The organism is uncultured Tessaracoccus sp. (assembly GCF_947255005.1).
In the GTDB taxonomy this organism is placed as follows: Bacteria; Actinomycetota; Actinomycetes; order Propionibacteriales; family Propionibacteriaceae; genus Arachnia.
In genome coordinates this window covers 17185-39444 of the sequence record NZ_CAMYFI010000020.1, presented here as the reverse complement: position 1 = coordinate 39444, position 22260 = coordinate 17185, and the positions used below count along the sequence as shown (strand labels likewise).

The window sequence follows — 22260 nt, the reverse complement described above, 5'->3', positions numbered from 1 at the left end:
CATGCGGTCTTGGAGTCAACCAAACCTTCAGCAGACCCGTGTGCTGCGACGGGCTGACAGGGTTCCCCGAGACGATCGAGGCGACCTGGCCCGATTCGATGGTCCAGACCTGCGTGGTCCACCTCATCCGGGCAGCGATGCGGTTCGTGTCCTGAAAGGACCGCAAAGCCATCGCTGCGGCGTTGAAGCCGTTCTACCAAGCCGTCGATGCAGACGCTGCCAGAGCAGCGTTGGACGAGTTCGCGGTCACGCCGCTGGGCAAGGCCAACCCGAACACCGTCCGGGTCTTCGAGGACGCGTGGGGCCGGTTCGTGCCGTTCCTGGCGTTCCTGCCGATGCTACGCAGGGTGATCTACACCACCAACGCGATCGAGTCGTTGAACTACCAGCTGCGCAAGGTCACCAAGAACCGAGGCCACTTCCCCTCCGACTAGGCCGCGGTCAAGCTGCTGTGGTTGGCGATCTGCAACATCGAGGACAAACGAGCCCGTGACCGGGCCAAGGAGAAAGGACGACCCAAGGCAGCCAAACGCAACGCTAAAGGACGCCTCGTCGAAGGACAAGTGACCACCAACTGGAAACAGGCCCTGGCCCAACTCGCCATCGCCTACCCCGACCGCATCAACCCCTACCTCTAACCAAACCCCGGAGACCACCACTTACACAAAAAATTTGACAAGCTCGCTGGGCATGGCCTCATCTTACGGCCGACTCAGCACGATGAGTGAGGTCTTCGTCGCTCCGATGTTCCCCCGCAGGGCAGAGGTAACCTGTGCGGCTCTGTCCCGGAACATGTGTCACTTGCCTGGCTGCGTGGAGGCGTCGTCGGGAGGCAGGTGACACTTGATCCGTTCTGTTGCCGCACAGGTTGCACCTGCCTGGCGGGAAGCCGACGACGGCGCAACCTGGCCGGGCCCACACCCGGCAGCGGCGGTGGGTCAGCCGTGGACGATGAAGTCGGCGCGGCGGAGGGGGCGCTCGTCGCGGAAGTACCTGCGCTCGGATGGCCACCACTCGTCTTCCCACTTCGCAGCCAGCGCGGCACTGTCGCGCGCTGCGATGCGGCGTCGGCGCTCCTCCTCGTCGACATCGAGCCACAGCGACAGATCCCACCAGTGTCCGACGCGCTCCACCACCGCGAGCGCCAGCGCTGACACGCCTTCGACGATCACCAGGCCGCCAGGAGCGACGATGCCAGCGCCGGCAGGTGACGCCGCATCGGGAGGCCAGATCTGGTACGACGCCGCACGCTCCGCACGCAACGGGCGGAGCACCTCGTCGATGAAACGCTCGTGCTCCCAGGTGGGGGTACCGGGGCGCGCGAAATCGTCGAGATGCACCACCTGGCCGTCGTATTGCCGCGCCAACTGCCCAGCCAGCGACGACTTCCCGCTCGCCCCGAAGCCGTCGATCGCGACGATGAGCGTCAGAGAATAACCTCACCCTTGGGGCCGGATTCGAACCGAACGCGGCTGATGCCGGGCATCGCATTCGGCGCGACGAGGTGAAACTCGACGCCGTCGAGGTGGTCCGAGATCTCGTGTTGCAACCACTCGCTCAAGCGCTCGGCGGAGCCGGAAACCTCGAAGCCCTTGAGCTTCACATCGCCGCGCAAAGCGCTGGGGCGCACGTCGGCGTCGGACTTCCACTGGATGAAAAAAGGCAGCTGCGGGTCGGCAATCAGTCCGCGCACACCGATCTGCAACCACTCGAGGCGGCGACCGTCGGGAAACACACGCGAGCCCTCGACGGCCTTGCGGCCCAGGTGCTCCTCGATGGGGGCGATATCGTCGACGCTCACCACCCAAGCCATCCAGCCGCCGCCCATGTTGGAACGCGACCGCACGGCCTGCCCAAACGGCGCCTTTTCAGCCGCGGGATGATCGAGTACCTCCACTACTTCGATGTAGCGCGCGTCAGCGAGGGGAATGATGTGGTTGCGGGTACCGAACCGGGGGTGAACCCCGCCGTCCTTGTGCTGAGTACCCAGCTGGTCAGCGAGGCGGGCGGCATCGGCCTCGAGACCATCGGGGCCTGCCGCGAAGATCAAGTGGTCCACGTGCATCATGCCCCCCATTGAACACGACGAGGCGCCGTTCCTCCGAATCGGGGTACCCGCAGTGCAATCCCGCTTGGGTCTTCGCGATCGCTGTCAGTCGCACGAGCCTTGTAGTGTGGAACCGTGACTAGCCCGACCGTCACGCTGTCGACCACGACGGTGTACCCAGAAAGTTCCGCGAGCGCATTCGAGCTCGCGTCGCAACTTGGTTACGACGGTGTGGAGCTCATGGTGGGTATCGATCCGCTCAGCACGGACGTTGACGCTATCGCCAAGCTCAGTGAATACCACAAGGTTCCGGTGCTGTCGCTACATGCCCCGACGTTGATCATCACCCCGCAGGTGTGGGGGAGCGATCCGTGGGTGAAGCTCGACAAGTCCGCCGAAGCCGCCAAGCGGCTGGGGGCCGACGTCGTTGTCGTGCATCCGCCATTTCGTTGGCAGCGCGCTTACGGTGCGAAGTTTGAGGAAGGCATTCGTCGGCTCAACCAAACCTCCGGCGTGACGTTCGCCGTCGAAAACATGTTCCCGTGGCGCTCCCCCGCAGGCAAGCTGCCCATGTACCTTCCGACGTGGGACCCCACCGACCGCGACTACGACCACCTCACTCTCGACCTCTCGCACGCCTCGACGGCCGGGCTGCAAGCCATGGATCTCCTCCATGCGTGGGGGAGCAGGTTGAAGCACGTGCACCTCACCGACGGACGTGGCTCGTTCAAAGACGAGCACTGGCTGCCTGGCGAGGGCGACCAGAACGCGTGGGGCGTCGTCGAAGAGCTCGGACGGAGGGGATACGCCGGCCACATCGTGGTGGAGGTCTCCACCCGTCGCGCACGCTCCCGCCACGAGCGTGCGACGATGCTCGAGGACGTGCTCACCGACACCCGCAAACACCTAGAGATTGGGAAGGGGCATCGATGATCCATGGCATGCTGCGGCGCGTGATCCGCTCGAAGCGTGTGCAACACACCGCGCTCACGTCCGGGGCGCTGGAAGAAATCGCCCGCCCTTACGTTGCCGGCGTCGTGCCGACCACCGCCGTCGAGACCGGCCTCGACCTGCGCTCCAAAGGGCTCGAGCTCGGCTACACCTACCTCCCCACGAGCGAATCGGAAGCGGAATCACCGGCCGCGCTCGAAGAGCTGCTCGCGAATCTCGGCGACGTCGCGCGCGGCGTGGAGCTGTCGGTGAAGCCATCGCAGCTCGGAATCCGCACCTCGATGGGCGAAGCGAGGGCCACGCTGCGCGCACTTGCCGACGATGCCGCCGCCGTCGGTGCCTTCGTCACGCTGGAAATGCAGGGGGCCGCCCAGTACAGCGACACGCTCCGGCTCTGGCGCGAGGTGCACATCGACCACCCCGACCTCGGGCTCACCCTGCCGGTCGATATCCGCCGGGTCGAGCGCGACGTGCTGGCCCTCCTTGACGGTTCCCCACGGCTCAGGCTGTGCATCGGGTCGTACCCTGTGCCCCGCGCGCTCGGCTACCACAGCGAGCACCTCAAGGCGAAGGCGCTCGTGCGCTGCCTCCGCCTCGCGATGGAGGGCGGCGCGCGCACGATGCTCGCCTCCCATGACCCACGAATCATCGCCATCGCCCAAGAGCTTGGCCGACGTAACCCCGTCGCGGAAATCGAGTTCCAGATGTTCTACGGCGTGCGTCCGCTCGAGCAGCGCCGCCTGGCCGACATCGGTCAGCGCTCCCGCGTGCTCCTGCCGTACGGTCCCGGCTGGTACGAGTACCTGCTCACCCGCGTTGCCCTCAGACCACAGACCGCCTGGGGCTACCTCCGAGCGGTGTTCGACAAGCGATGATGAACACCGACGTTGCCCCGCGCGACTTGCAGCGTCGCCTCGGGCTGGAGATCGTCGTCGTGTTGCTGCTCTCGCTCGGCCAATCCGCCGTGTACGCGGTGTTGTCGATCTGGGACAAACTCACCCGCCAGGTGGTGCTAAACCAGCAGGTGACAACGATGAACACCTCGCGCACACCGGACAGGCCGTGGCTCGACTTCGCCTACCAGCTCGCCGGCACACTGTTCCCGCTCATGCCGGTGGCGTTGGTGCTGTATCTGCTGTGGGTGTATTTCCCTCCCGACGGTGGCCCCTGCAAGGCGATGGGCTTCGACCTGCGCAAACCAGGACGCGATTTGGCGCAAGGCTTCGGCATCTTCGCCGTGATCGGCGTGACTGGGCTGGCCTTCTACCTCTTCGCCGTCCGGGTCGGCATCAACACGCAGGTCAGCCCGGCCAATCTTACGGCACAGTGGTGGACGGTGCCGATCCTCGTCGGGCGGGCGTTCATGAACGGCATCCTCGAGGAGGTCGTCATGATCGGCTACCTCTTCACGCGTTGGGCGCAGCGCGGCGGCCGAATGTGGGCGATCGTCGTCATCTCGGCGCTGATTCGCGGCGGCTACCACCTTTATCAAGGTTTCGGCGGGTTCTTCGGCAACCTGGTGATGGGCCTCGTCTTTGGGTGGCTGTACCTCAAACTCAAACGCGTCATGCCGCTGGTGATTGTCCACGTGCTACTCGACCTGTTCGCGTTCCTCGGCGCCGGGCTGCTCGTGTACCTCCCGTTTGCGTGAGGCCGCACACGCTTCGGACGCGACCGTCGCAGCCGGGCCAGTCTGCGTAGACTGGCCGCCATGCGTGTTGGAGTATTTGGAGCCACTGGCCAGGTAGGCGGCGTCATGCTGCGCGTGCTCGCCGAGCGAAAGTTTCCCGTCGACGAGTTGCGCGCGTTCGCCTCGCACCGATCCGCCGGTAAGACGGTGCACTACGACGGCGCCGACATCGTGGTGGAAGACATCGCCGAGGCCGACTTCGCAGGGCTCGACGTCGCGTTGTTCTCCGCGGGCGGGGGCACGTCGAAGCAGTGGGCTCCTGAGGTGGCTGCGGCGGGAGCGACCGTCGTCGACAACTCCTCGGCGTGGCGGCTCGACGACCGCGTGCCGCTCGTCGTTTCCGAGGTGAACCCCGGCGACGTGCATCGCGCGGAGATCGGCATCATCGCCAACCCCAACTGCACGACGATGGCGGCCATGCCCGTGATGAAGCCGCTTCACGACGCCGTCGGGCTCGTGGCTATGCAGGTAACCACGTTTCAGGCGGTCTCCGGCTCGGGGCTCGCCGGCGTTGACACCCTCGCGCAGCAGGTAGGCGCCGTCGACGATCCCCGCAGCCTCACTCACGACGGTTCGCGCATGCAGCCTGGCGACCTCGGCCCCTACGTCGCGCCGATCGCGTTCAACGCGGTGCCCATCGCCGGCAGCATCGTTGACGACGGGCTCGGCGAAACGGACGAGGAACAGAAGCTGCGCAATGAGTCGCGCAAGATTCTGCACATCCCAGAGCTCGCCGTCGCCGGCACATGCGTGCGCATCCCCGTCTTCACCGGCCACTCGCTCGTGGTGCACGCGCGGTTCGCGCGTGAGATTTCGCCCGACGACGCCCGTTCGGTCTTGCGCGACGCACCCGGCATGCAGTTGGTTGACGTGCCCACCCCGCTCGCTGCGGCAGGTGGCGACGACACCCTCGTCGGGCGTATCCGTCAAGACCACTCGCTGCCTGACGGCACCGGGCTGGTGCTGTTCCTCTCCGGCGACAACCTGCGCAAGGGCGCGGCACTCAACACGGTGCAGATCGCGGAGCTGTTGGTATGACGCTCGCGCTCATCGGGGCCGGCAACATGGGCGGCGCCTTGCTGTCCGGGTGGCTGGCTGCCGGCTGGAACGCCGACGACATCGTCGTGGTGCAACGCTCTGCATCCCGCGCGGCAGAAGTTGAGCAGTGCTTCGGCGTCCGTTGTGTGGGCCTCGAGGACGCCGCCAGCGCCGACATCATCGTCGTGGCGGTGAAGCCGCACCAATTCGACGAGATCCTCGCCGCACTGCGCCCGCAACCGGGTGCGCTGGTGGTCTCCGTCGCAGCCGGCGTCACGCTCGAGCAGTTGCAGGCCCAACTTCCACCCGGCACGGCGTGCGTGCGCGTGATGCCGAACACGGGCGCGCTGGTTGGTCAGGGCATGAGCGGCATCGTGCCCGGCGAGCACGCCACTGGCGAGCACATCGAGCGCGTCCAGAAGCTCTTCACCGCGGTGGGGAAGACCCTCATCACCGACGAGCAGCACCTCGACGCGCTCACCGCGCTGTCCGGCTCCGGACCCGCCTACCTCTTCTACATCGCCGACGCAATGATCGAGGCCGGCGTGCATCAGGGTCTCACCCGCGACGAGGCGACGACGCTCACCACGCAGACCTTCTTGGGTGCGGCTCAGCTGCTCGACGCCTCCGGCCGTACCGCCGTCGAACTGCGCGAACAGGTGACATCGCCTGGTGGCACGACCGCTGCCGCGCTGCGGGTACTCGACGATCACGGCGTGCGCGCGGCCATGCTCGACGCCGTCGAGGCCTGCGCTGCTAGATCGGCCGAACTGGCCGAGCGGTGAAACACCTACGGGGTGTAGTAGGTGCTTTACCGATATTAGGCTGATGCACTCTCCGCGCGTTACCATGGGGAGTCCTGTCGCGTATTCGCGGCCCGAACAAGCTGTCAAGAAAGGCTGAACGTGGGTTCTGTCATCAAGAAGCGTCGCAAGCGCATGGCCAAGAAAAAGCACCGCAAACTGCTCAAGCGCACTCGTATCCAGCGTCGCCGCGCAGGCAAGTAACGCCGGTGGCTCCCGCAGCGCGGGTTCGGCTGCTCACCCGCTCAGGATGTCATCTCTGTGAAGACGCCGAGCGCATTGTGCAGCGCACGTGCCAAGCGCGCGGAGCCACGTATGCACTGGTGGATGTGGATTCCGATGAGGCGTTGAAAGCCGAGTTTTCGGACCACGTCCCAGTACTCATCATCGACGACGTGGTGCGCAGCTACTGGTTCGTGGATGAAGCTGCGCTCGCGAACTGGCTATAGGAGAAGGCAGTGAGTGAAGTAGGTCTAGGGTCCGTCACCTTCGTCGGATCCGGTCCGGGTGAGTTTGCCCTGCTCACCATGTTGGGAGCACGCACCCTCCACTTCGCCGACCTCGTGGTGGTCGATGCCGACATCGACATCGAGGAAGTGCGCCAACTCGGCATCGGGCATGCGCGCGTCGAGCACGTGGCCGACGATGAAACATCGCAGCTGCTCACCGCCGCTCGCGAAGGGTTGAAGGTGGTGCGCCTCGAGCGCGCCGATCACTTCTTCGACGCCAATCCGTCGAGCGCGTTGTCCGACATGGAATCTGCCGGGGTACGCATCAACGTCATTCCCGGCGTCAACCACTGGACGACGATGCTCAACTACGGTGCCATTCCTATTGAGGGCAGCGCCGCGTTCCTCGACGCCACCATCCAGGCGCCCGCCGCCGACGCGTGGCCGGCGGCGAAGACCGTCGCCGTCCACACCTCCCGTGAGCTGGTGCAGGCGGTCACCGACGTCGCGCTCGAGCATTTCGATGCCTCCGACGCGGTCTGCATCCTGGAAGGTGTGGGCACGACGGGCCAGCGCAGCAAGGTGGTGACGTGGGGCTCCATGCCCGACGTCGAATCCGACTACTGCTACCTCGTGACCGGCCCCTCCATCGACTCCCAGCGCGAGCGCCGCACGGGATGGTTCGAGGAGAAGCCGCTGCTCGACTGGCGCATCCTGAGCCCCAGGACGAAAGATTCGCTCGACGACCTCGGCGAGGAGCTCGCCCAGTACGGCGCTGTGTTTGAAACCATCCCGACGATGTCCATCGAGCCGCCCCGCACCGAGCAAGGCATGGAGCGCGCTATGCGAGGCCTCGTCGACGGGCGATACCTGTGGTGCGTCTTCACCTCGCCGCACGCCGTCGTCGCAGTGTGGGAACGCCTCGAAGAGTACGGCCTCGACTCGCGAGCCATGTCCGGCATCGCCATCGCGGCGGTGGGGCGCGGCACGAAGGAGGCACTGAGCCGCCGCGGCATCACCGCAGATCTCACCCCCGAGGGCTCGAATACCGTCGCCGGGCTGGCCGTTGAGTTCCCCGCCTACGACGAACTGATGGATCCGATCAACCGCGTGCTCGTGCCGAGCGCCGACGTCGCGATCGACCCGCTCGTCGAAGGGCTCACGCACCTGGGCTGGGAAGTCGAGGGTGTCACCGCGTACCGCACGGTCCGGGCCGCACCTCCGCCGGCCGAGATTCGCGATGACATTAAGACGGGCATGTTCGACGCCGTCGTGTTCACCACCGCATCGTCGGTGCGCAACATGATTGGCATCGCGGGCAAGCCGCACACGGCATCCGTGATCGTCGCCGCGGGGGAGGCCACCGCCGCCGCCTGCGAGGAGCACGGGCTGCGCGTGGATGTCATTGCCGAGTCGCCCACCGTCGTCGCTATCGCTGACGGGTTGGCGCGGTTCGCCGAACGCCGTCGCGATCATCAGCTCGCCCAGGGCGAGCCGCTGAAGAAGCCTTCCGAGCGCAAACGCCGTCGTCGTCGGAAGACGGTTGCAGCGAAGACATAGTCTGAGGTCATGACGAGCTCGACGACGGTGCACGTGATGCGCCACGGACAGGTGTTCAATCCCGACGGTCTGCTCTACGGGCGTTTGCCGGGTTTCGGCCTGTCGGAGCTGGGGCATCGTATGGCCAGCCGCATGGCCCAGCACTTCGCCGACGAACCCCTCACGCATCTGCGCTGCTCGCCGCTGCAGCGAGCGCGAGAGACGATGGCGCCCTCGGCGGCGCTGCACCCCGGTCTCGAGGTCGTCATTGACGAGCGGCTTATCGAGGCAGAAAACAAGTTTGAAGGCAAGGTGTTCGGGGCGAATAACCGTGCGCTGTTCGACCCGCGCATGTTCTGGCACGTCCGCAACCCGCTGCGTCCCGGTTGGGGCGAGCCCTACGTCGACATCGCTGAGCGGATGCTCGCCGCGCTTCGCGACGCGGCCCGTGCTGCCGGTGATGGAGGAACAGCGCTCGTCGTGTCGCATCAGCTTCCGATTTACATCGCCCGGCGCGCGGTGGAAGGCCGTTGCTTTGTGCACGACCCGAGGCGTCGGCGCACGACGCTGTGCTCCGTGACGACGTTCACTTTCCGTGACGAGCGCCCCGTGCGCGTCGATTATGCCGAGCACATTCCTGACCTACTGCCGGAGAGTTCATCGGCGTCGAAGTTCCGGGTGGGGACATGAGGCGCGCCATCGCCTCCGGCGTCGCCGTATTCCTGCTGGCCGCCTGCTCGCCCGCGCAGCCAGATGAGAGAGCCGACGACGGAGCCGCCGGGTTCACGATTGGCGACGGCACCGTCACGATCTTGGAGCCGGCGCAACGCCCGGATGCCCCAACACTCGAGGGCCCGTCGCTCATGCAGGAAGGCGAGCGCATCTCCACCGAGGATTTCGCAGGCAAGGTCGTGGTGGTCAACGTGTGGGGCTCCTGGTGCGCGCCCTGTCGGCACGAAGCGCCCGAACTCGTTGAGGCCTACGAGCGGGTTGGTGAGGGTGTCGAATTCCTTGGCCTCAACACGCGCGATCTCACGCCGGCGCCCGCGCAGGCTTTCGTCCGCACCGCCGGCATCACCTACCCCAATATTTTTGATCCCGACGGCGCCTTGTTGCTGGGGTTCGGGCAGTTGCCGCCCAAAGCGATTCCGTCCACCCTCGTGATCGATTCCGACGGCAAGGTGGCCGCTCGGGTGATCGGCGAGGTAGATGCCAACACGCTGGTGGCCTTGGTGGGTGATGTGCAGTGATCCCGTTGGAGGGGTGGGTTGCTTCGGCGCTCACGTCGTCGATGGTGCTAGCCATTCCGGTGGCGCTGTTGGCCGGGCTGGTGAGTTTCGCATCCCCCTGCGTACTGCCGCTCCTGCCCGGGTACTTGTCGTACGCTTCTGGCATCGGCCCTAGTCAAATTGAGAGTGGCGAAGGGAAACGTCAGCCACTGGTGCTGGGCACCATCGGTTTCATCCTCGGGTTCTCGGCTGTCTTTGTTGCGACGGGAACCCTCGCCGGTGGCATCGGTTCGGTGTTGATCGAGCATCAGCGGGCGGTGACGATCATCGTCGGTGTGCTCATCATCGTGCTGGGCGTGGCGTTCATGGGTATTCTGCCGCTGCCGAATGTGTGGCGCCCGTCGTACACCCCGACGCTGGGCGTGGCGGCAAGCCCCGTTCTCGGCCTGGTGTTCGGGCTCACCTTCACACCCTGCATCGGGCCGGCGCTGTCCGTCGTGCTGACGCTCGCCTTCAACGAAGCCTCAGCTCTGCGCGGCGGCGTGCTGGCATTCTTCTATGCGCTCGGGCTCGGTCTGCCGTTCCTCGCGTTCGCGCTCGCCTTCGCGAAGCTCGCGCCCAGGTTGCAGTGGTTGCAACGCCACCAGGTGCTGGTGCAGCGCATCGGGGGCGCGCTGATGGTCGCGGTGGGCCTCGCGATGCTCATTGGCTGGTGGGATGCGCTCATGGCAGGCGTGCGTCAGTGGGCCGCGAACTTCGGGACGGTGCTGTGATGCTGCAGTGGATGCGATGGACGTGGAATCAGCTCACGAGCATGCGGACCGCGCTGATTTTGCTGTTCCTGTTGGCGCTGGCGGCCATCCCCGGCTCGATCATTCCGCAGCGCCCCAGCTCGCCCATCAAGGTGCTGGAATACCAGCGCGCCCACCCCACCTTGAACAAGGTGTGGGAGGCGCTGCACATGTACGACGTGTACTCGTCGCCGTGGTTCTCCGCCATCTACCTACTCCTGTTCATCTCTTTGATCGGCTGCATCGTCCCGCGCATCGCGAAGTACGCGCGTGACCTGCGCACACCGCCCCCCAAACTGCCTCGGCACTTGCACAAGATGCCGGTGCACGCCGTCGTAGATGCTGCGCCAAACGAGCGAATCCTCGACGAGGCGGAACGCTGGCTGAAGTCGCACCGCTATCGAATCCGGCGCACCGACGAGGGGCTGAGCGCCGAGCGCGGGTATCTGCGCGAGTTCGGCAACCTTACGTTCCACCTCTCCCTGGTCGGGGTGCTCCTCGGCTTGGCATGGTCGAACCTGGGTGGTTTTCACGGCAGCGTCGTCGTCGTGGAAGGCCGTGGGTTCACCAACGTCATCACCCAGTACGACGATTTCACCGCCGGCGGGTGGGTGAACACCGATGACTTGGAGGAGTTCAGCCTCACCGTCGACAGTTTCCAGGCAAAGTTTGAGACGGGGCGAGTGCAGCGCGGAGCTGCGCGTGTGTTCGATGCTCACGTCACCGTGAACGAGGGCGGACAGACCCATGAAGAGCTGATGACGGTCAACACCCCCTATCACACCCGAGGTGGCTCGCAGATCAACCTGCTTGGCCACGGGTACGCCGCCCACGTAACGGTCACCGACGGCGACGGCAACGTCGCATTCTCCGGCCCGCAGGTGCTCCTGCCGCAGGACGGCAATTTCTCCTCCGTCGGCGTGGTGAAGGCGCCCGATGCGCGCCCCAAGCGTCTCGCTTTCGAGGCGATCTTCCTACCGACGGCGGTGCTCGACGAGCAGGGCCCACGCTCGGTATTCCCCGACGCGCTCGACCCGGAGATTTGGATCAACGCCTGGTACGGCGACCCCGCGACGGAGACGGGCATGCCGGAATCGGTCTATACGCTCAACACGGCAGGCTTGGAGCCGGTGCTCGGTGACAACGGCGAACGCCTGCGGGCCAGGATGAAGCCGGGCTCCGGGTTCACACTCCCGGATAACTTGGGCACCGTGCAATTCGACGGCTACTCTCGGTGGGTGAAGCTGCAGATCAGCCGGACACCGGGCAACCCCCTCGCGCTCGCGTCGGTGCTGATCGGCATCGGAGGGCTCACCCTCAGCCTGTTCGTGAAGCCCAGGCGCATGTTCGTGCGGTTGCGCGACGAGGACGTCACCGTCGGTGGCCTCGACCGGAGCAATACCGCCACTGGCCTAGAAGATGAAGTCTCCGAGCTCGCCGCAGCCCTGCACGGGGGGAAGGAATAAGGTGTCGCAATACTCTGACCTGGCGATGGTGGCCGCCGCCGTTGCCTACGTCGTCGCATTCATCCTGCACACGGCGGAATGGGTGTTCGCCCGCGGGCTCACCAGCGAACGAGCGGCGGATGGCTCGGAAGATTCGAAGCGCCTGAACGTCGACGTGTACGGGCGCCTCGCAGTGGCCGCTACGGTGGTGGGCTGGCTGCTGAACACGGTGGGGGTGGTGTTGCGCGGCGTCGCGGCGTCGCGAGCTCCGTGGGGCAATATGTACGAGTTCGTCACCTCCGCGATCGCCATCTTAGGTTTGCTGTACCTCCTGTCGCTGTGGCGTTGGGGCACCCGGTGGCTCGGCATCGGCGTGACGTTCATCGCCGCCGTCATGCTCGGGCTGGCCGTCACCGTGTTCTACGTCGACGTCGCGCCTCTCGTGCCGGCACTCCACTCAGTGTGGTTCATCATCCATATCGTCGCAGCCGTGATCGCTGCCGCCGGGTTCAACATCGCCGCCGTCGCGAGCGCGCTGTTCCTGGTGCGGCACTCCGCCGAGGCTCGCGCCCAGCGTCGCGGCACCGAGCTCACCGGCTACCTGGCGCGGATTCCGTCGCTGAAGAAACTCGAAACGTTCGCCCACCGCATGACGGCATTTTCGTTTCCCATCTGGACGTTCACCATCGTCGCCGGTTCCATCTGGGCGCAGTACGCCTGGTCGCGGTTTTGGAACTGGGATCCGAAGGAAACCTGGAGCTTCATCACCTGGGTGGTCTACGCCGGCTACCTCCACGCATCGCTCACCGCTGGCTGGCGGGGACGCCCCGCCGCGGTGCTGTGCCTGATCGGCGTGGCCACGTTCTGGTTCAACTTTGTGGGCGTGAATCTGCTGTTCAGCGGGCTTCATTCCTACGCCGGGATTTGATCGATGGCTGTCGATAACGAAGGGATCGACGACCTGATCGAGCTCTACGCTGAGCAGCGTCCCCGCCTCTACCGGCTGGCACGGCTGCTCGGAGCGAGCACCGAAGCAGGCCCGATCGTGCGTTCCGCGTTCCGGTCGCTGCACCGTCGCAGCAGGCGCCTCATTGACCCGCAGGAGCGTGTGGAATACCTCACCGAACAGGTGGTGCATCTCGCACGCACCGCGTCCGGGGAGGGCGTCGAGATTCCTGACCCCGACGACGGCCGCTACCTGCCGCTCATCGAGCGCCTGCGCAGGCAGAGCGCATCGTCGGCCGAGATCCTCGTCGTGAGTCACTTCATGACGATGTTTGGTCCGGAGCTCTCGCGAGTCATGCGGCTGACGGTGCATCGCAGCAATCAGCGGCTCGAGAGCGCGCTCGAGGAGCTCGCGAGTGACGAGGGGGAGGGTGAGCAGATTAACGCGCTGTCTGCCGACCTCACCGCAGCGCTCAACTCCATCGCGAGCCAGATCAAGGTTCCTCCTGCCAAGCCCCTCGAGCCGGTGCTGCAGGAGGCGTCGTCACCCGAGCGAGGCAGCGTGCGTGGGCAATTAGTGGCTGTCGCGAGCATCGTGGCGCTCGCGGTGGGCTCGATTCTGGCGGTTGGCACCCAGCGGGAATCAGCGGTAGCGCCTGAACCCGTGGCGTCCACCACCGTCGAAATCCCGACGCCCACCACTCAATCCGCGGTGCAAGCGGTCGTGCGCAGCGCGCCGATGTACTACGTTGGGCGCACCGACGGCAAGCTGTATCGGGAGTACCGCGACTTGCCATCGACGGCGAGTCTTTCTCGAACCGGCATCGAATCGCTCATCACGCTCGTGCCGCTCGACCCCGACTACGTGTCGTTGTGGACGGGCAAATACTTGGGATCGACACTGCACGACGGGGTGCTCACCGTCGACCTCAGCGCCGACGCCTACTCGAGTATCGAGCCCGATAAACAGCAGGCCGCGATTGAACAGATGGTGTACACCATGTCGGAGTTGCTAGAGCGGCCTGGCCTCGTCGTGCACTTCCACGCCGACGGGTCTGCCGCACCGGCACCGTTCAACGTATCGCAGGGTTATCGTCGCCACGGGCTTGGCCCGATGCCGGGGTTGTGGATCACCTCGCCCAGGAATCAGGACGTGACGCCCTCGGGCACGCTTTCCATCCAGGGCACGGTGAGGCCCGAATATGGGGCTCCGACGGTGACGCTCGTCCACACCGAGACGCAAGAGGTCGTTTCCAGCAGCATCGCGCAAACGGGTCTCGCGAAGAACGACGAGGGGTGGCTCATCTGGTCGGTCATGTTGTCAATCAGCGAACCCGGCACCTACGAAGTGAGGGCCGCGGCCACCGCGCGAGGCCTCAATGTGGCTGGGCAGCCCAACAGCGTGTCTGAAACCAAGTTGGTGCGGGTAGCCGACTAGCCCGCTTGCCGGTGCGTTACGTGTTGTGAATCACCATCTTGGCCACCCGTGCCTGCACGCTGCGCGGCGCGAAGCGGTTGGCCAGCGCCAATACGCGGTTGCGGACCCCGTCGATCGCGAACGGACGGTGCTCCTTGAGGGCCTTGAACGCGGTCTCCACCACCTGGTCTGGGCGGCGACGCTGCGTGAGCACACCGTCGTCGCCGGCATTGGAGAAAAACTCGGTGTCGGTGGGACCGGGGCAAATCGCGACGGCTCGCACGCCCGTGTCGTAGAGCTCCTGCCACAGCGCGATCGTAAATTGCAGCACGTAGCTCTTCGCCGCCGCGTAGACGGCCATGTCGGGAATGGGCTGGAACGCGGCCGTGCTGGCGACGTTGATGATGGCCCCCCGCCGTCTCCCGATCATGCCCTCCACAACGGCGCGGGAGAGCTCGGTGAGCGCGCCGACGTCGAGTGATGTTTCCTGCGCGAGCCTCGACGGCGCCAGTTCCGCGAACCTTCCGACGGACCCGAAGCCGGCGTTGTTCACCAGAGTGTGCACGGGCGTGGCGTGGATCTCTTCGACGAAGTTTGCCCTGCCCGTTTCGCTTGCCAGGTCTACGGCGCGCACCTCGGTGCGGGTGCCGTATTTGTGCGCGAGCTTGTCGGCCACCTCCTCGAGCCTGTCTCTTCGCCGCGCGGCGAGGATGATGTCCGAGCCCTGCTTGGCCAGGTGCTCAGCGAAGGCGATGCCGAGGCCAGCGGAGGCGCCTGTGACTACTGCCCATTCCTTGGTCATGGGAAACAGCCTATCGCCGCCCGTCATACCACGCGCCCTTCACATCAGATGGCAGGATGGGGGGCATGCAGCATTTCGATTTGGCAGTCATCGGTTCCGGCTCCGGCAACTCCCTCATCGACGAGCGATTCGATGGTCTCGAAGTTGCGCTGGTCGAACGCGACCCGACCTTCGGGGGCACCTGCCTGAATCGCGGGTGTATCCCCACCAAGATGTACGTCCACCCTGCCGACCTGGCCAGCGCCTACGAGGACGCCGGCAAACTCGGCGTCACCTTGCAGCGCGGCCAGGCTGACTGGAACGCCATGCGCGACCGCATTTTCACCAGGCTCGACGCCATCTCTGCAGGCGGCAAGCAGTGGCGTCGCCAGAACGCAAACGTCACCGTATTCGACGGGGAGGCGTCCTTCGTCGACGCCCACACGCTGCGCATTGGCGACACCCAGATCGAAGCTGACCAGATTGTGATTGCCACGGGTTCTCGCCCGCGCACGCTTGACGTGCCGTGCGCCGAGGGGCTCCACGAGCGCATTCACACGTCAGACACCATCATGCGTATCGATCAGCTGCCCGATCGGCTCGTGATCGTTGGCGGTGGATACATCGCGGCTGAGTTCGCGCACATCTTCACCTCGTTCGGTGTCGAAGTCACGGTGCTGCACCGGTCCGAAACACTGCTGAGAGGCGCCGACGAGGACATCTCCGCCGCTTTCGGCGAGGCGCTCGCTCAGCGGGTGAACCTGCGTCTCAACCAGCAGGTGTCGAGCTTCGAGCCTGGGCCGGCGGGTGATGTTGCCGTCGTGGCAACCGACGTGAACGGCGTCGAGTACGAGTACCTTACCGACATGGTGCTCGTCGCCGTCGGGCGTGAGCGCAACGTCGAGGCGCTGCATCTCGACGCCGCAGGGGTTGAGCGGCGTCCCGACGGCGGCGTTCGCGTCGACGCCCATCAACGCACGAGCGTGCCGCACATCTGGGCGATCGGTGATGTCTCGTCTGACTACCTGTTGAAGCATGTCGCGAACCACGAGATGCGCACGGTGCAACACAACCTGCTGCACCCGGATAACCTCATCTCCTCCGACCACCGCTACGTGCCGAATGCGGTGTTTTCGAAGCCGCAGATCGCCTACGTCGGTGCAACCGAGCAGCAGCTGCACGAATGGGGGCACCCGTACGTGAAGAAGGTGCAGGCGTACGGCGATGTGGCCTACGGGTGGGCCATGGAAGATGATAGCCACTTCGTGAAGCTGTTGGCCGACCCGACGAGCTGGCACCTCCTGGGCGCCCATATCATCGGCCCGGAGGCGTCGACGCTGATTCAGCCCCTCATTCAGACGATGTCATTCGGGCTGCCCGTCGACCAGATGGCGAGAGGGCAGTACTGGATCCATCCGGCGCTCACCGAGGTGGTTGAGAACGCCTTGCTCGGGTTGCTCGAAGCGAAGACCCCCGCGGAGCTCTCCCGTGGCTAAACGCTTCGCCGCCTCCGTCGCTTTTGCGGCGGTGCTGGCGCTTAGCGCGTGCGCTCCAGCGCCCATTATCTCCCCGCCCGCGCCGAACATGGGGTCGACGACGCCATCTGCGCGTGGTAGGGCATCGGCGGGTGCCAACACCTCCGACCCGTCCGCGACGCCAGAGGCACCCCGCGAGTGCCTCGCCGAGGCCCAGGCGCTCTCCGCGCAAGAGCAGGTGGGCCAGCTGCTGATGGTGGGTGTGTCCACGTCGGACCTAGATACTGCGACGATTGATGTCCTGCGTAGCACGAAGGCAGGATCCGTCGTGCTGCTCGGCAGCTCGAAGGTGACTCGCTCCGACGCCGCGGCGCTGGCGGCTCGCGTCGGAGCGCTCGGCGCTGCCGACATCCCCATGCTCGTCGCGGCAGATCAAGAAGGTGGCCAGGTGCAGCGCCTGCAAGGCCAAGGATTCACCCGCATTCCCGACGCCGTCGCGCAAGGTCAGATGAACGAGACGGCCTTCCACGCCCAGTCGGAGACGTGGGCGGCAGAGCTCGCGCGCGCCGGAGTGCGGTTCAACCTCGCGCCCGTCGCCGACGTGGTGCCCGATGATCTCGCAGCCAGCAACGAACCCATCGGGCAGCTCACACGCCAGTACGGCTCAGATCCGGAGAAGGTGGCCGACAGCGTCGTCACCTTCGTGCAGTCCATGCAGAGCGCCGACGTGGCCACCAGCCTCAAACATTTCCCAGGGCTCGGCAAGGTGAGGCACAACACCGATAATGACGAGGCCACCGACCAGAGCACCGTCGTCGATGACCCGTCGTGGAAGCCCTTCATCGACGGCATCCAGGCCGGCGCATCGTCGGTCATGATCTCGTCGGCAACGTTCGAGCAGATCGACCCCGACCACAAGGCTGTGTTCAGCCGCAAGATCATCACCGACATCTTGCGGGGCAGCCTCGGGTTCGACGGGGTTGTCATCTCCGACGATCTCGGTGCGGCCGGTGCCGTAGCCGACGTGCCCGCGGGGGAGCGGGCCGTGCGTTTCCTCGACGCGGGCGGTGATCTCATCATCAACGCCGACGCGAACATCGCGCAAGACATGGCCGCAGCCATCGTCGCCAAGATGGACGACGACCCGGAGTTCGCCGAGGCCGTCGCACAGTCCGCGGCTCGGGTGCTGGCGTTGAAGGAATCGATCAGCACCATGGAGTGCGGCTAGCGAACCGCACGCTTCAGATACGCAAGAGCGGAAATGTTGGAGGGGCTGCCCGGCTGGGTAGCCCCTCCAACATTTGCGGTAGATACTACGGGTGTGGCTTAGCCGAAGCGACCAGTGATGTAGTCTTCCGTCGCCTTCTCGTCGGGGTTGTGGAAGATCTTCTCGGTGGGACCCACCTCGATGAGCTCACCCGGCTGGCCCTGCTCCTTGAGGTTGAAGAACGCGGTCGTGTCGGACACGCGGGCTGCCTGCTGCATGTTGTGTGTCACGATCACGACGGTGTACTCCTCCTTCAGCTCCTTGATGAGCTCCTCGATGGCGAGGGTGGAGATGGGGTCGAGCGCTGAACAAGGTTCGTCCATGAGCAGCACGTCGGGTTCCACCGCCGTCGCGCGGGCGATGCACAGACGCTGCTGCTGGCCGCCGGACAGCCCGGAACCGGGCTTATCGAGGCGATCCTTGACCTCGTTCCACAGGTTGGCGCCGCGTAGTGCCTTCTCCGTGATGTCGTCGGCCTCGGAGCGGCTGATGCGCTTCTTGTTGAGGCGCACCCCGGCGAGCACGTTTTCCTGAATCGACATGGTGGGGAACGGGTTGGGCCGCTGAAACACCATGCCGATTTGGCGACGCACGCGCACCGGGTCGACGTTGGGCGCGTAGAGGTTCACTCCGTCAAGGAGGATCTCTCCCTCCACGTAGGCCCCCGGGATCACCTCGTGCATGCGGTTGATGGAGCGGAGCACGGTGGACTTGCCGCAGCCCGACGAGCCGATGAAGGCGGTGACTGCGCGGGGCTCGATGGTCATGTTGACGTTCCGCACCGCGTGGAACTTGCCGTAGTAGATGTCGAGATCCTTGATCTCAATGCGCTTGGCCATTGCAATGAATCCTTTTCGTGTGTGCGGTCAGTGGCCCTGCTTGGGGGCGAACTTCCATGCGATGAGTCGGCCTAGCAGGTTCAGGCCCATGACGATAATGATGAGTACCAGGGCACCCGTCCAGCCGAGGGTGTGGAGCTGCTCCGCGGTGGGGCCGATCGTCTTCAACGATTGATACACCATCACCGGCAACGTGGCGGTGGGCCCGTTGAACGGGTTCGCGTTGGTGAGCTGGAAGTAGCCCGCTGTCACGAGGAGCGGCGCCGTCTCACCGATGATGCGGGCAATGCCCAAGATGATGCCGGTGACGATACCTGCCAGCGAGGTTGGGAGCACGATACGAACGATCGTGCGCCACTTCGGCACACCGAGCGCATACGATGCCTCGCGCAGTTCGTTGGGCACCAACTTGAGCATTTCCTCGGTGGAGCGAACCACCGTCGGAATCATCAGCACCGACAGTGCGATCGAACCGAGGAAGGCGGTGCGAATCAGCGGGCTCCCTGCGCCGAAGAGCATCGAGAACAGCGCGTAGGCGAACAAGCCGGCGACGATCGAGGGGATACCCGTCATCACGTCCACCAGGAAGCGGACACCGGCTGCAAGCTTCGTCTTGTTGCCGTACTCGACGAGGTAGATCGCCGTGAACAAACCGATCGGGACAGAGATGATGAACGCGATCCCGGTGGTCATCAAGGTACCGACGAGCGCGTGCGCCGCGCCGAGGTCGGCGTTGGCGTCGTAGGCCTTCGCTTCGGTCTGGGTGAAGTAGGCGAGGTCGAAGCGGGGAGCGCCCCTGGAGACAACCTCGAAGACCAACGAGCCGAGCGGGAGAAGCGCCAGGAGGAAGAAGCTCGTCAACACGTAGCGAACCAGGCGGTCAACCGCGCGACGCTTGCCCTCCACCGCGATGGAAACGACGAACACCAGAGCGAAGAAGATCAGCGTGCCGAGTGCCACCATGCCGGCCCAGGAAAACGCTCCGATCAGCGACAGACACCCAGCGGCGATGCCCCAGCCCAAGGCGAGGAAGAGGATCCACGAGAACTTGGGCAATTGCCCGCCTGTGATCGCTTCCTTCCCAGGCGACTTGCTGCGATTGGACGTGGTTTGAGTACGTTGTGCGTCAGTCATCATCAGTTCGCTCCAGAGAACTCGGCACGACGTGCAATGATCGCACGTGCGATCATGTTCACCACGAGGGTGATCACAAAAAGCACGAGGCCAGCAGCAACCAGCTGTGCCTTACCTGTGCCTTCAGATTCGGGGAAATTCTGCGCGATGTAGGCGGCGATGGTGTTGGGGTTGTTACGCGTCAACAACTGGAAGGAAATGAGCACCTTGCCAGGCAGGATCATGGCCACGGCCATGGTTTCACCGAGCGCGCGACCAAGGCCGAGCATGCACGACGACACGACACCCGGTGCGCTGAAGGGAAACACCGCTTGGCGAACCATCTCCCATCGGGTGGCGCCCAGCGCCAGCGATGCTTCTTCGTGCAGACGTGGGGTTTGCATGAAGACCTCGCGGGTGAGTGCCGTGATGATCGGCGTGGCCATGAGCGCGAGCACGATCGCGGCGGTGAGCATGTTCTGGCCGCCAGAGGCGAGGATGGGGCGCATCTCACCTGAGCGCTCGTGCAGCTCCCAGGCGTTGAAGAGCGGGAACCAAGCCATGTTCTCGTTCAGCCACTTGAAGAAGGGGTGCAGTGCGGGGGCGAGCACCGTCACGCCCCACAGGCCGAACACCACCGAGGGCACGGCTGCCAACAGGTCGATGATGTAGCCGAAGATGCGGGAGATCCGCTTGGGTGCGTAGTGTGACAAGAACAACGCGATGCCGACCGCGAGTGGCACGGCCATGCACATCGCCAGTACGGAAGACCAAACGCTACCGAATGCTAGCGGCAGCACCCACTGCCAGAACCCGCCGGCGGCCTCGACGGCGCGCAGACTGGTCGGTTCCGCGGGGTCGGCGCTAAAGGCTGGCAGCGCTTGGGACGTTAAGAAGGTGGCGACGGCTGCGAGGATCACGAAGATCATCAGCGCCGACGCGAGCGAGATTCCTTTGAACAGTGCGTCGCCGTAGCGCGCTTTGCTGCGAACCAGCGAATGCGGGTCGTCGGACTCCGTGCCCACCTGTTCGGTGGAGGGCGTCTGCGTGGACATGATGCTCCTTAGCGGTGCCTTGGAAACAGCTTCGAGGCACCAACGAGGTCGGGGATGAGGGAGCGTGAACCGCGCTCGCCTCGCGTGGCGAGACGAGCGCGGTTCACGCGATCAACCGAAACTGGTTCAAAGGTCAGGCGTTGATCGAGTCAATCGCAGCCTTGACCTTGGCGGTCATGTCAGCGGACAGCGGGGCGCTGCCAGCCTGCTCAGCGGCCAGCTTCTGGCCTTCCTCGGAGGTGATGTAGGTGAGGTAGCCCTTGACGACCTCGGCAACCTTCTCATCCTCGTACTTGGCGCAAGCAACGCCGTAGGAGATGAGGACGATGGGGTAACCCTCGGCCTCGCGGTCGAGGTTCACGACGATGTCGTGCTCCTCGCGGCCTTCGGTGTCGAGCTTGGAGTTGTCGACTACAGCGGCAGCCTGCTCCGGGTCGGGAGCAGCGAACTTGCCGTCCTTACCGATGTGGGCAACGCCCAGGCCCTCGGCAGCGGAAGCGTCAACGTAGCCGATGGTGAACTCGCCCTGCGACACAGCGTTCTTCACGCCGTCGGTCTTCTCAGCGGGCTGGCCGCCGTCGGTGTAGGGGAAGGTCTTGGAAGGCTCGGCATCCCACACGCCCGGAGCGACAGCCTTGAGGTAGTCGGTGAAGTTTTCGGTGGTGCCGGACTCGTCGCCGCGGTACACCACGTTGATGAACTCGTCGGGCAGTTCGACGCCCTCGTTGAGCTGAGCGATGGCAGGGTCGTTCCACTTGGAGATGTCGCCCTTGAAGATCTTGGCGGCAACCTCGCCGGTCATGTTGATGGCGTCCACGCCGGGGACGTTGAAGACGATCGCGACGGGGGAGATATAGACGGGGATGTCGTACACGGTGGAGTCAGCGGCGCAAGCCTTGAACTCGCCAGCCTTGTTCTCGTCAGCCGTGAAAGGAGAGTCAGAGCCAGCGAACTGCACCTTGCCCTGCTTGATGCCGTCGCGACCGGGGCCGGAGCCCTCAGGGGCGTAGGAGATCTTGACGTTGGGGTTGTCCTCCATGAACTTGGCGGTCCAAGCAGCCTGGGCGGCCTTCATCGAGGAAGCGCCCATGCCTGCGATAGTGCCGGAGAGCGCGCCGCCACCGGTGGAGCCGCTGCCTTCAGACGAATCCGAACCAGCGGGCTTGGAGGCAGAAGCATCGTTGGAAGGGGACTTGGTGTCCGTACCCTTCTCGTCGCCACCGCAAGCGGTGAGGGCGAGGGCGGCCGTCAAGCCGAGAGCTGCAAAAGCGCGGAGCTTCATGAAATTCCTCTCAAAGGATCATCATTTGCCGACCAGTTGGGCGGCGGAACGTTTGTTCTCAACTGGGAACCTAGGCGGGGTAAGTTACGCGTCTCGGCAATGAA

Annotated in this window: 23 protein-coding genes and 1 pseudogene; 17 read left to right on the top strand and 7 right to left on the bottom strand. The window is 65.0% G+C overall.

Translation table 11 applies throughout. The annotated features are described in order from the left end of the window. Window positions 1-638, top strand: a pseudogene (locus Q0X61_RS06305) (transposase); the annotation flags it as partial. Between the two features lie 300 nt (window positions 639-938). Here the strand turns inward: Q0X61_RS06305 and Q0X61_RS06300 are convergent. Together Q0X61_RS06300 and Q0X61_RS06295 are read right to left on the bottom strand one after the other, a co-directional pair. Then, complete coding sequence (locus Q0X61_RS06300; RefSeq protein ID WP_297741421.1) at window positions 939-1343, bottom strand: hypothetical protein; 405 nt, start codon at window positions 1341-1343, stop codon at window positions 939-941. An 83-nt stretch (window positions 1344-1426) separates the two neighbouring features. Further along, entirely contained in the window at window positions 1427-2065 is a 639-nt protein-coding gene (locus Q0X61_RS06295) for a VOC family protein (protein ID WP_297741429.1), read from the bottom strand. A gap of 117 nt (window positions 2066-2182) precedes the next feature. Here Q0X61_RS06295 and Q0X61_RS06290 point away from each other — a divergent pair, with 117 nt between their 5' ends. The 14 genes from Q0X61_RS06290 (at window position 2183) to Q0X61_RS06225 (ending at window position 14365) form a co-directional block, all read left to right on the top strand. Next, window positions 2183-2980 (top strand): sugar phosphate isomerase/epimerase, encoded by a 798-nt coding sequence (locus Q0X61_RS06290; RefSeq protein ID WP_297741419.1) that lies wholly within the window; start codon window positions 2183-2185, stop codon window positions 2978-2980. Then, on the top strand, window positions 2977-3873 hold the full coding sequence (locus Q0X61_RS06285; protein WP_297741417.1) for a hypothetical protein: 897 nt from the start codon (window positions 2977-2979) through the stop codon (window positions 3871-3873). Before Q0X61_RS06290 ends, Q0X61_RS06285 begins: the two co-directional genes overlap by 4 nt. Beyond that, window positions 3873-4649 carry a CPBP family intramembrane glutamic endopeptidase gene (locus tag Q0X61_RS06280; RefSeq protein ID WP_297741415.1) on the top strand — a complete coding sequence of 259 codons (777 nt, stop codon included), beginning with the start codon at window positions 3873-3875 and terminating at the stop codon, window positions 4647-4649. The genes Q0X61_RS06285 and Q0X61_RS06280 overlap by 1 nt, the downstream gene beginning before the upstream one ends. A 51-nt stretch (window positions 4650-4700) precedes the next feature. Next, entirely contained in the window at window positions 4701-5726 is a 1026-nt protein-coding gene (locus Q0X61_RS06275) for an aspartate-semialdehyde dehydrogenase (RefSeq protein WP_297741427.1), read from the top strand. Beyond that, window positions 5723-6511: a pyrroline-5-carboxylate reductase gene (gene proC, locus Q0X61_RS06270; RefSeq protein WP_297741413.1), complete on the top strand. Its 789-nt coding sequence runs from the start codon at window positions 5723-5725 to the stop codon at window positions 6509-6511. Before Q0X61_RS06275 ends, proC begins: the two co-directional genes overlap by 4 nt. A gap of 120 nt (window positions 6512-6631) precedes the next feature. Continuing rightward, complete coding sequence (locus tag Q0X61_RS06265; protein WP_042842924.1) at window positions 6632-6733, top strand: 30S ribosomal protein bS22; 102 nt, start codon at window positions 6632-6634, stop codon at window positions 6731-6733. 5 nt (window positions 6734-6738) lie between these two features. Next, window positions 6739-6978, top strand: coding sequence for a glutaredoxin family protein (locus Q0X61_RS06260; protein ID WP_297741411.1), 240 nt, complete (start codon window positions 6739-6741; stop codon window positions 6976-6978). Between the two features lie 9 nt (window positions 6979-6987). Further along, window positions 6988-8538: a uroporphyrinogen-III synthase gene (locus tag Q0X61_RS06255; protein WP_297741409.1), complete on the top strand. Its 1551-nt coding sequence runs from the start codon at window positions 6988-6990 to the stop codon at window positions 8536-8538. Window positions 8539-8547: 9 nt separating this feature from the next. Further along, the gene (locus tag Q0X61_RS06250) at window positions 8548-9207 is read left to right on the top strand and encodes a histidine phosphatase family protein (RefSeq protein ID WP_297741407.1); all 660 of its coding nucleotides are present in this window, start codon (window positions 8548-8550) and stop codon (window positions 9205-9207) included. Beyond that, the gene (locus Q0X61_RS06245) at window positions 9204-9767 is read left to right on the top strand and encodes a TlpA disulfide reductase family protein (RefSeq protein ID WP_297741405.1); all 564 of its coding nucleotides are present in this window, start codon (window positions 9204-9206) and stop codon (window positions 9765-9767) included. Before Q0X61_RS06250 ends, Q0X61_RS06245 begins: the two co-directional genes overlap by 4 nt. Window positions 9768-9808: 41 nt before the next feature. Then, a complete protein-coding gene (locus Q0X61_RS06240; protein ID WP_297741425.1) occupies window positions 9809-10519 on the top strand; it encodes a cytochrome c biogenesis CcdA family protein in 711 nt (236 codons plus the stop codon). Then, window positions 10519-12003 (top strand): cytochrome c biogenesis protein ResB, encoded by a 1485-nt coding sequence (locus tag Q0X61_RS06235; protein WP_297741403.1) that lies wholly within the window; start codon window positions 10519-10521, stop codon window positions 12001-12003. The genes Q0X61_RS06240 and Q0X61_RS06235 overlap by 1 nt, the downstream gene beginning before the upstream one ends. Before the next feature lie 25 nt (window positions 12004-12028). Continuing rightward, the gene (gene ccsB / locus Q0X61_RS06230) at window positions 12029-12910 is read left to right on the top strand and encodes a c-type cytochrome biogenesis protein CcsB (protein ID WP_297741423.1); all 882 of its coding nucleotides are present in this window, start codon (window positions 12029-12031) and stop codon (window positions 12908-12910) included. Window positions 12911-12913: 3 nt separating this feature from the next. Then, a complete protein-coding gene (locus Q0X61_RS06225; RefSeq protein WP_297741401.1) occupies window positions 12914-14365 on the top strand; it encodes a GerMN domain-containing protein in 1452 nt (483 codons plus the stop codon). Between the two features lie 16 nt (window positions 14366-14381). Here Q0X61_RS06225 and Q0X61_RS06220 read toward each other — a convergent pair whose 3' ends face one another. Then, window positions 14382-15146 (bottom strand): SDR family oxidoreductase, encoded by a 765-nt coding sequence (locus tag Q0X61_RS06220; protein WP_297741399.1) that lies wholly within the window; start codon window positions 15144-15146, stop codon window positions 14382-14384. Window positions 15147-15211: 65 nt separating this feature from the next. On the opposite strand from Q0X61_RS06220, the gene Q0X61_RS06215 reads away from it, so the two are divergent. Then, window positions 15212-16621 carry a mycothione reductase gene (locus Q0X61_RS06215; RefSeq protein WP_297741397.1) on the top strand — a complete coding sequence of 470 codons (1410 nt, stop codon included), beginning with the start codon at window positions 15212-15214 and terminating at the stop codon, window positions 16619-16621. Next, window positions 16614-17828 carry a glycoside hydrolase family 3 N-terminal domain-containing protein gene (locus Q0X61_RS06210; protein WP_297741395.1) on the top strand — a complete coding sequence of 405 codons (1215 nt, stop codon included), beginning with the start codon at window positions 16614-16616 and terminating at the stop codon, window positions 17826-17828. Before Q0X61_RS06215 ends, Q0X61_RS06210 begins: the two co-directional genes overlap by 8 nt. Before the next feature lie 98 nt (window positions 17829-17926). Here the strand turns inward: Q0X61_RS06210 and pstB are convergent, their stop codons facing one another. The 4 genes from pstB to pstS all read right to left on the bottom strand — a co-directional run bounded on the left by pstB (window position 17927) and on the right by pstS (window position 22156). Next, a complete protein-coding gene (gene pstB / locus Q0X61_RS06205) occupies window positions 17927-18706 on the bottom strand; it encodes a phosphate ABC transporter ATP-binding protein PstB (protein WP_297741393.1) in 780 nt (259 codons plus the stop codon). Window positions 18707-18733: 27 nt separating this feature from the next. Next, window positions 18734-19843 (bottom strand): phosphate ABC transporter permease PstA, encoded by a 1110-nt coding sequence (pstA, locus tag Q0X61_RS06200; protein WP_297741391.1) that lies wholly within the window; start codon window positions 19841-19843, stop codon window positions 18734-18736. Continuing rightward, a complete protein-coding gene (gene pstC / locus Q0X61_RS06195) occupies window positions 19843-20874 on the bottom strand; it encodes a phosphate ABC transporter permease subunit PstC (protein WP_297741389.1) in 1032 nt (343 codons plus the stop codon). The genes pstA and pstC overlap by 1 nt, the downstream gene beginning before the upstream one ends. A gap of 133 nt (window positions 20875-21007) precedes the next feature. After that, window positions 21008-22156: a phosphate ABC transporter substrate-binding protein PstS gene (pstS, locus tag Q0X61_RS06190; RefSeq protein ID WP_297741387.1), complete on the bottom strand. Its 1149-nt coding sequence runs from the start codon at window positions 22154-22156 to the stop codon at window positions 21008-21010. Window positions 22157-22260 lie beyond the last annotated feature (104 nt).

Bases quoted from the DNA above. Each gene is read 5' to 3' on its own strand.
- Q0X61_RS06295 (WP_297741429.1), bottom strand. From the start codon at position 2,065: ATGCACGTGGACCACTTGATCTTCGCGGCAGGCCCCGATGGTCTCGAG.
- Q0X61_RS06220 (WP_297741399.1), bottom strand. From the start codon at position 15,146: ATGACCAAGGAATGGGCAGTAGTCACAGGCGCCTCCGCTGGCCTCGGC.
- Q0X61_RS06245 (WP_297741405.1), top strand. From the start codon at position 9,204: ATGAGGCGCGCCATCGCCTCCGGCGTCGCCGTATTCCTGCTGGCCGCC.
- ccsB (WP_297741423.1), top strand. From the start codon at position 12,029: ATGGTGGCCGCCGCCGTTGCCTACGTCGTCGCATTCATCCTGCACACG.
- Q0X61_RS06285 (WP_297741417.1), top strand. From the start codon at position 2,977: ATGATCCATGGCATGCTGCGGCGCGTGATCCGCTCGAAGCGTGTGCAA.
- Q0X61_RS06240 (WP_297741425.1), top strand. From the start codon at position 9,809: ATGGTGCTAGCCATTCCGGTGGCGCTGTTGGCCGGGCTGGTGAGTTTC.
- Q0X61_RS06235 (WP_297741403.1), top strand. From the start codon at position 10,519: ATGCTGCAGTGGATGCGATGGACGTGGAATCAGCTCACGAGCATGCGG.
- pstS (WP_297741387.1), bottom strand. From the start codon at position 22,156: ATGAAGCTCCGCGCTTTTGCAGCTCTCGGCTTGACGGCCGCCCTCGCC.
- pstA (WP_297741391.1), bottom strand. From the start codon at position 19,843: ATGATGACTGACGCACAACGTACTCAAACCACGTCCAATCGCAGCAAG.
- Q0X61_RS06215 (WP_297741397.1), top strand. From the start codon at position 15,212: ATGCAGCATTTCGATTTGGCAGTCATCGGTTCCGGCTCCGGCAACTCC.
- Q0X61_RS06225 (WP_297741401.1), top strand. From the start codon at position 12,914: ATGGCTGTCGATAACGAAGGGATCGACGACCTGATCGAGCTCTACGCT.
- pstC (WP_297741389.1), bottom strand. From the start codon at position 20,874: ATGTCCACGCAGACGCCCTCCACCGAACAGGTGGGCACGGAGTCCGAC.
- proC (WP_297741413.1), top strand. From the start codon at position 5,723: ATGACGCTCGCGCTCATCGGGGCCGGCAACATGGGCGGCGCCTTGCTG.
- Q0X61_RS06250 (WP_297741407.1), top strand. From the start codon at position 8,548: ATGACGAGCTCGACGACGGTGCACGTGATGCGCCACGGACAGGTGTTC.
- pstB (WP_297741393.1), bottom strand. From the start codon at position 18,706: ATGGCCAAGCGCATTGAGATCAAGGATCTCGACATCTACTACGGCAAG.
- Q0X61_RS06280 (WP_297741415.1), top strand. From the start codon at position 3,873: ATGAACACCGACGTTGCCCCGCGCGACTTGCAGCGTCGCCTCGGGCTG.